This window comes from Pedobacter sp., from assembly GCF_035566355.1.
Taxonomy (GTDB): Bacteria; Bacteroidota; Bacteroidia; order Sphingobacteriales; family Sphingobacteriaceae; genus Pedobacter.
The window spans coordinates 1-8,121 of record NZ_DATMRL010000271.1; the positions used below are offsets into that span (position 1 = coordinate 1).

Sequence of the window (8,121 nt, forward strand, 5' to 3'; positions counted from 1 at the left end):
TACATCTGGCCAATGGCCAGATCCTACAACAGCTTTTTCTATTATATCAATTCCTGCAGGTATTTCAGCAACCAGGACAAGCATAGTTTGGTGGTTAAAACCTATTCAGATATCAAATGGACATTGTCTTTTTTTCTGAACCTCACCAATGACCTGAGCGTAAAGTGGCAAAATCTGCCTCCTGCAGAACATAAAGCCATGCAGAAGAAGGCAGGAAAGGAAGGAGCTGAACGAAGGTGGGAGCAAAAGGATGCTTCTTTTGGTTTCAGCTTAACCAGCGACTGGAACAATAGCGGCGGGAAATATTCAGGCCATGATGAATTCAAGAAGGAGCATGAAGGTAAATTTAAGAAGCTGTACAGCCTTTTTTCTTCCCTGAATGCAATTGCGGATGGCGTAACCAATATTACCAAAGGCTCTATACGTGAAGTTGGGTTAAAAGGTATACCCATAAAATTTGAGGTGAAGCCACCTAATATGTCTTTAAATGCAACCTGGATGCTGGAGCGTGCAAAGAAAGATCATGCACCAATTGCTAAAATAGGTACCGGGATCACCATAGATTTTCAAGCGCATCCGCTCATTGGCCTTACCATCACCATAGATCTTCTTGGAGCTATTGTTGCACTTGGTGCTGCCGCGGTTTCCGGAGGTTCAGCGTCTAAACCTGCCCTGGAGTTTTACCAAATGCTGAAGAGTAAACTTAAAACCGGGTTAAAACTTGGGAATGATGACGTAGGTTTTAAAGCGAACATGGATGTGTTCATGGACCTGATCATCAAAAATGAGATACAAACAGATGTTGGTTTTCATTTCAATACCGTTTCAGCTGCTAAAGAAGATACCTTTAAGATTGAAGCTACAAATAAGCTGCAGGTGGCCCTAAAAGCGGGCGTATTCATTAAAGGAGAATTATCGATGATGGTGGTGAAGATTGATGGTTATTTTGAAGCTAAGGCCGGTGCAATTGCATCTGTTACTTTTGGTCACGGGGTATACTACGACCAGAAGGGGCTCTATTATAAGCCAAAACTGGGCTTTGATGGTATGGATGCAGACTATGTAATCACAGCAAGTGCAGGTTTAGCTATTAAGAAAGGCATTCCCCAAAATGAAATAGTGAAAGATCAGGAAGGAAAATGGGAGATCGCAAAAGGTAAATTTGATGGGATTGTTCCTAAATTCGATGTCATTGAGAGTTTGGAGGCGGTTACCGGGGTGAGCATAGAGGTTCCTTTAATGAGAAGTTAAAATTAATATAATATATAGATGAAAAGGTCAATTGTATTTATAATGGCAGCAATAATTGGGTATTCAGGTGTGGGTTGCGGAACTTCTAACGGCTCAGGGAAGTCTGTAAGTGCAGGGACTGCAACTGATTCAGGAAGTTCAAGCAGTTTTGATCTGTCGGCCCTTACCTTTAAACAGCAAATTCAGGATGTGGTTAAACAAGCTGGGTTAAAAATGGAAGATGGAAACTCCAGTGGATGGACATTGGCAGGCTATAAAATCTTTGAAAGTACAGATCCTAAAATGCTGGAATTCGACGGGGCAAAACTGGCCGGTAAATCTGGCGATTCTGTAAATAAAGTCTTGATCCACTATGCACTTAAAGACAAAACGGTTAAACTGATAGAAATCAAAGTGTTTTCAGAAGCGGAAATTAAAGCTTTAAGAGACGCTCTGGATAAAAAATTAGGAAAAGCGCTTTATCCAAATGATGCTTACACAACGGTGTTCAGCGATCAGATCCGTTATTTTGAGCGTGCCTGGGCAGATCCGAAAAGTACAACAGGTTATTTCTTTACAGATGCCCTGAATAAACAGGGAAAAGAAGAGGCTGGCCTGGCTATTGTAGATTATTCAGATACGATGATGAGCGAACTCGTTTCTCAGAAAGCCTATACCAGCAGTGTAGAACTGGATGTAGACGCAGTGCTCAAACTGATGAAGACTAAAAAATAATGAAAAGGATATTTGGCATATTAACAATAGGTATGATCTTGAATACGGTACAGGCCCAAACTAAAAAGGACCTGGAAAAGATCCCTTACCATACCCCTGTAAAGGAATTTGTGAGTGGCAAAGAGGCCTATGCAGTGACCAGGGAAGACTGGACCTCACTACCTGCCCAGGTTACAGAAGATGTACAGGGTTTTAGTTTTGGTCCGGTATCCTTAACCAATGGTGGCGAATCAGGACCAAAAGATATTCCGGCAACAAGAGCATCCTTTCTGTTTATCGATGGCAATCATACGCGGGCTGTAGGACTGGTACTCCAGGTAGCCAAAGCCGCAGAATCTAAAAAACTCCGGGCCTATATCACCGGAAAATATGGAAAAGGAAGTTCCTTCGACGCCCCGAACCCACATGGAGTAGACAGGGATAAAGTAAATGGTTATGCTGCGGTATTATATAAGCTTACAAAGTCCAATCAGAGTATGATCGTGGTGGATAATTTTCCCTGGAAGGGAGAGAAACATGTATACACCCTTGATGTGTATATTGTGGATAATGATGTTAAAGTAACCGATAAAGGAAATAACGATACCGTTGTAGAAATGATCAAAAAGATCAATAAAAGAAATTAAGCGATGACCCAGCCCTATTATATGCTCGATTTTAGCGCCGGATGCTGCATGTTCCAGATCCGGGTAAATGATATTCCAGTGATGACCCTCGATTTGCCAGGACAGGCTGCGTCTATCGTTCCAATCAATTTCGGGATTTTGCAAAGTGGTAAACAAACCATTACGGCTACCTTGCTGCCTCATTCGGGTCAAACTACATTAGATCCGGAGGCCTTGCTCGAATTTGATATCAAGATGTTTGACGTGCAGAATGACTTTGTTTTTAAAGAGCAGCTGTGCAGTTATACATTCGCTAAAGTGAATCCAGACAAGAAGCTTCCTGTAGAACGCTATAGGACCGAGTTTATCGCTACAGTGCCTTATCAGCTGAAGGGATGGACAAAAGGGGTGCCTTTGAAGGATGTGGAAGATATGGGAGAAAAACTTAAAGCGGCATATTACAGGATCGCCAATCTGATCCGCAATAAACATTACGATAGATTCAGGGAAGTGATCCATAACCGGGAACATATTATGACCACTTCTATGTACCTGGATGAAGGTGCTGCACAGGCCAGAATTGAAGGTTTGATAGATGATTTTGAATCGGGCTTTGAAGTAGCTCCCGTAGCGGAAAATTCTGTTTTACAGGTGTATGCAGACGGAAGGGCTGCGGCGCTAAAGAAACTGAATGGTGAGCCGGCGCTTTATCTTGTCAATGAAAAAACCAAGGAAGAACTGATGATCGACCTGATGTTTTATGTTCCTGAAGGTAAAACGGAATTTGAGGTGATTTAAAGGGGGAATTTGTATTTAAATCCATACTTTTATGGGGATAAAGAAGCCCATTGCATTTATGAAGAGAATACTACTCGCTGCTTGTATTTTAACATTTTCACTCCCGGTGTTTTCCCAGCAAAATGCGGATTATGCCTATAGTATCGGAATAAGGGGATTTAATTATATGCAAATGCCCAAGATCCTGAACCAGTCCAACTCAGACAATTACCTGAAATCTTATTTCAACAGTGTGTTACTTAAATTTAACGACAACCTGTTTAGCTACCGGATCAATGGAAGTTACCTGAAAAAAGATGATCAGTTCTTTAACAATTGTGAAAACTGTGAGCTGGTTAAAGGACAGATGAAAGATTATGCTTTTAAACTCGGTTTTGAGAAAAACTTCAGTTATACGGCTATTCAACCTTATTTTGCCTTGGATTTAGGTTATAGATCAAATAAATTTACAGGAACTTCAATGACGGTTAATCCGGATAAATTGGCTCAGTATGACGCGGTTAGCAGTTCTGTGCCTGCAAATAATGTAACGGCAACCAAAGAAGGCTTTACAATTTCGCCAGTTTTAGGAATAAAATTTAATCCTATCAAAGAGATTTCTATCTTTGCCGAAAGCAATCTGGAATTCTTTTATTCCTATGAGCGACAGGAAACAATCACTCAGGATGCATCAAATACGCGCTCTCTCAGTAAATTTCGTAAAGGTGAGTATTTAATTAATCCGGTATCGGTTGGTATCCAAATACATTTGGTGAACAAAAATTAATGGAAAATATTCTAATCATCGGGAGCGGAGGGCAACTGGGACAATGTCTTCAGGAAGTAGTTCAATCCTCTGCGCAGACCTTCAACTTTGTATTCTTAACAGAGCAAGACCTGGACATTACTAATTTACAACATACACAACAAGTCTTTGAACAATACAAACCTGTCTACTGTATCAATTGTGCAGCTTATACCGCTGTAGATCAGGCAGAGGACGATCAGGCACTGGCTTATGAGATCAACGAGCATGCCGTAAAACGTATTGCAGAAACTTGTGCCCAGCATCAAACGACTTTAATCCATATCTCTACAGATTTTGTATTTGATGGTAAAGTGGGTATTCCTTTAACGGAAGAAGCACAAGCAGGTCCAATAAATATTTATGGACTCTCTAAGCTTAAAGGCGAGCGGGCTTTAACCGAAGCTTTAGACCGTTATTTTATTCTTCGCACCAGCTGGTTATATTCAGAAAAAGCGAATAACTTTTGCAAAACCATGCTCAAACTGGCTCAAGTGAAAGAACATTTGCAGGTGATTTCAGACCAGGTGGGTACACCTACCTATGCTATGGATCTGGCCAGGGTAATTTTGCATATTATACATACTTCCAATACCCAATACGGGATTTATCATTACAGCAACGAGGGCGTAGCCTCCTGGTACGATTTTGCGAAAGCTATTTTTGAGCTTGCAGAGGTTGATATTGAGGTGACACCTGTAAATTCAGATGCTTTTGTAACCAAGGCTAAAAGGCCTCATTATTCTGTAATGGACAAAACGAAGATAAAAAAGGTTTTAGAAATCACAATTCCTTACTGGAGAGACAGTTTGATCCAATGTCTGAATCATTTGTAGCGCCAGAGGGAATGGTTTCGTTTACCGTGCAATACCTGTTGCCTAAAATTCAACAAAAATAAATATTCTTATATTCGCAGATTAAATTTATTATAATTTTCTATGAAAGTTGCTTTAATTACAGGAGTTACTGGTCAGGACGGCGCATATCTTGCAGAGTTCCTATTAAAAAAGGGATACTTTGTACATGGTCTTAAAAGACGTTCTTCCCTTTTTAATACAGACCGTATTGACCACCTGTACCAGGATCAGCATGAAAATGGAGTGAATTTTAAACTGCATTTTGGTGACCTGACCGATTCTACCAATTTAATCCGCATCATTCAGGAAACCCAGCCAGATGAAATCTATAACCTGGCGGCGATGAGCCATGTGCATGTGAGCTTTGAAATGCCGGAATATACGGCCAATGCTGATGGAATAGGAACTTTAAGATTGTTGGAAGCGGTACGGATTTTAGGTTTGGAAAAGAAAACCAGGATCTATCAGGCCTCTACTTCAGAATTGTATGGTCTGGTTCAGGCTGTTCCACAAAGCGAAACCACACCTTTTTACCCGCGTTCACCTTATGCGGTGGCCAAGATCTACGGGTATTGGATCACGGTAAACTATCGTGAAGCCTATAATATGTTTGCCTGCAATGGAATCTTGTTTAACCACGAAAGTCCTTTAAGGGGGGAAACTTTTGTAACCCGTAAAATTACCCGCGCAGCGGCTAAGATTGCTTTAGGGCTACAGAACTGCCTGTATTTGGGTAATTTATCTGCTCAACGCGATTGGGGACATGCAAAAGATTATATAGAAGCCATGTGGCTGATCTTACAACAAGATAAAGCAGAAGATTACGTTATTGCTACAGGAATTACAACAACTGTTCGGGATTTTGTAAGAATGAGTTTTGCAGAACTGGGCATTGAGATAGAATTCTCTGGAAAAGACGAAAATGAAAAAGGAGTGGTTATTGATGTAGACCAGCAAAAAGTGAAAGAATTGGGTTTGAACGACATTTACCTGAAACCAGGTACAACGGTTGTTAAAGTAGATCCAAAATATTTTAGACCTACTGAAGTAGATTTATTGCTGGGTGATCCAACCAAATCAAAAACACAATTGGGCTGGTCTCCAAAATATGATCTGCCTGCATTGGTGAAAGATATGGTGGTTTCCGATCTGCACCTGATGAAAAAAGATGAATACTTAAAGGACGGCGGATTTAAGACGCTGAACTATTTCGAATAATATATTACAAATGCCCGATCTAATCGGATACCTATGAAAAGAACATTTACCCTATTTCTCCTTTTAATAATAAGTTGTTTGGTTTGTGCAACCCGGCTTTCAGCCCAAACCACAACGAATTATGCCAATGTCAAAGTAGACGAACTGTCTGATACGCAAATCCGTCAGATGATGGAAAGAGCGGAATCTGTGGGTTATACAGATGCACAGCTGGAACAGATGGCTGCGGCGCAAGGAATGAAATCGGACGAGATTCTGAAATTAAGGGCGAGGGTAGAGAAAATCAGGAAACAAAATCCGGATTCTACAACTGGCACGGGTTCAAAGAAAAAAACAGATCAGGGAAACGATACGGAAGACAGCCGTCAATATCTGGGTGATAAAAATCAGGGAAAGAAAAAGGATTCCCTTGATAAAGTAGATCTGTTACAAAAGGATTTAATGGGTATTGTTAAGCCTAAAATATTTGGGTCAGAGTTGTTTAAAAACAGCGAAATTACTTTTGAACCGAATTTAAGAATGGCCACGCCCAGAAGTTATGTGATTGGGCCGGATGATGAGTTATTGATTGATTTGACTGGGGATAATGAGGCGAATTACCGATTAAAAGTAAGCCCTGACGGTACTATTCGTTTACAATATGTAGGCTTGGTTTCTGTTGCAGGCTTGTCTATGGAACAGGCAAGTTCCAAATTGAGGGGATTAATGTCTAAGACTTACCCGGCATTGCGTTCCGGACGTTCCAATGTAACGGTTAACCTGGGTAATATCAGAAGCATTAAAGTTGTTTTAACAGGAGAGGTGGTTAAGCCAGGTACCTATACTTTACCTTCTTTAGCCACTGTATTTAATGCATTGTATGCTTCGGGTGGCCCAAATGACAATGGATCTTTCCGTAATATCCAGGTGATCCGCAACAATAGGATTGTAAGTACGATTGATGCCTATGACTTCCTGGTGAACGGTATTCAGAAAGGAAATATTCGTTTACAGGATCAGGATGTCATCAATATTCCGGTATATAAAACACGTGTAGAAATTATAGGTGAAATCAAAAGATCTGCTTTGTACGAAGTGGTGAAAGGGGAAACTTTTCAAAACGTACTGGATTTCGCCGGTGGCTTTAACATGCAGGCTTATACAGCCAAGGTTAAAGTTTTCCAGAATACGGCTAAAGAAAGACGTTTAACCGATATATCTGCGGCAGAGTTCAGCACATACACACCTAAGAATGGAGATAAATATGTGGTAGAAGGGATTCTGGATCGTTTTGAGAACCGTGTGGAAATCGTCGGTGCAGTATTTCGTCCAGGTCAGTATGAATTGGAAAAGGGTCTAACCTTAAAGGGATTGATTAAAAAAGCAGATGGTTTAACAGAAGATGCCTTTTTAAACAGGGGCTATATCAGCCGTTTAAATCCAGATAATACACAGGCCCTGATTTCCTTTGACGTGGCTAAAATCGTTGCAGGTACAGATGCAGATATCTCTTTGCAAAGGGAAGATAAGATCACCATATCTTCTTTATTTGATCTAAGGGACGAATACAAAGTAAGTATCCAGGGAGAAGTGAGAGCGCCGGGTTCATTTGACTATGCAGACAATATGAATCTGGAAGATGTGATCCAAATGGCGGGTGGCTTTAAAGAAGGGGCTACACCTAACCGCATTGAGATTTCGAGGCGGATCAAAAATAGTGATGCAACTTCTGCATCAGCGAGAACCGCAGAGGTGTTTACAGTGAATGTAGACCAGAATCTGAAGTTAGGGGAGAATTTTGTATTGAAACCATTTGATGTGATTTCTGTTCGGAGTTCAGAAGGCTATCAGGTGCAGAAACAAGTGAAACTGGAGGGGGAAGTTCTTTATCCAGGTATTTATACCATTACGAACA

Annotated in this window: 8 protein-coding genes; all 8 read left to right on the top strand. The window is 40.8% G+C overall.

Annotation, left to right across the window (positions count from 1 at the left end):
* On the top strand, window positions 1–1,251 hold a 1,251-nt coding region (locus VNZ46_RS10725), incomplete at its 5' end, for a hypothetical protein (protein ID WP_325560160.1).
* 42 nt (window positions 1,252–1,293) lie between these two features.
* Window positions 1,294–1,965 carry a hypothetical protein gene (locus VNZ46_RS10730; RefSeq protein ID WP_325560161.1) on the top strand — a complete coding sequence of 224 codons (672 nt, stop codon included), beginning with the start codon at window positions 1,294–1,296 and terminating at the stop codon, window positions 1,963–1,965.
* The gene (locus VNZ46_RS10735; RefSeq protein ID WP_325560162.1) at window positions 1,965–2,591 is read left to right on the top strand and encodes a hypothetical protein; all 627 of its coding nucleotides are present in this window, start codon (window positions 1,965–1,967) and stop codon (window positions 2,589–2,591) included. The genes VNZ46_RS10730 and VNZ46_RS10735 overlap by 1 nt, the downstream gene beginning before the upstream one ends.
* Window positions 2,592–2,594: 3 nt before the next feature.
* Window positions 2,595–3,368: a hypothetical protein gene (locus VNZ46_RS10740; protein ID WP_325560163.1), complete on the top strand. Its 774-nt coding sequence runs from the start codon at window positions 2,595–2,597 to the stop codon at window positions 3,366–3,368.
* Window positions 3,369–3,426: 58 nt separating this feature from the next.
* The gene (locus VNZ46_RS10745; RefSeq protein ID WP_325560164.1) at window positions 3,427–4,134 is read left to right on the top strand and encodes a hypothetical protein; all 708 of its coding nucleotides are present in this window, start codon (window positions 3,427–3,429) and stop codon (window positions 4,132–4,134) included.
* Complete coding sequence (gene rfbD, locus VNZ46_RS10750) at window positions 4,134–4,988, top strand: dTDP-4-dehydrorhamnose reductase (RefSeq protein ID WP_325560165.1); 855 nt, start codon at window positions 4,134–4,136, stop codon at window positions 4,986–4,988. The genes VNZ46_RS10745 and rfbD overlap by 1 nt, the downstream gene beginning before the upstream one ends.
* Before the next feature lie 102 nt (window positions 4,989–5,090).
* Entirely contained in the window at window positions 5,091–6,227 is a 1,137-nt protein-coding gene (gene gmd, locus VNZ46_RS10755; protein WP_133779376.1) for a GDP-mannose 4,6-dehydratase, read from the top strand.
* 33 nt (window positions 6,228–6,260) lie between these two features.
* Window positions 6,261–8,121: SLBB domain-containing protein (locus VNZ46_RS10760; protein WP_325560166.1), on the top strand; the 1,861-nt coding region annotated here is incomplete at its 3' end.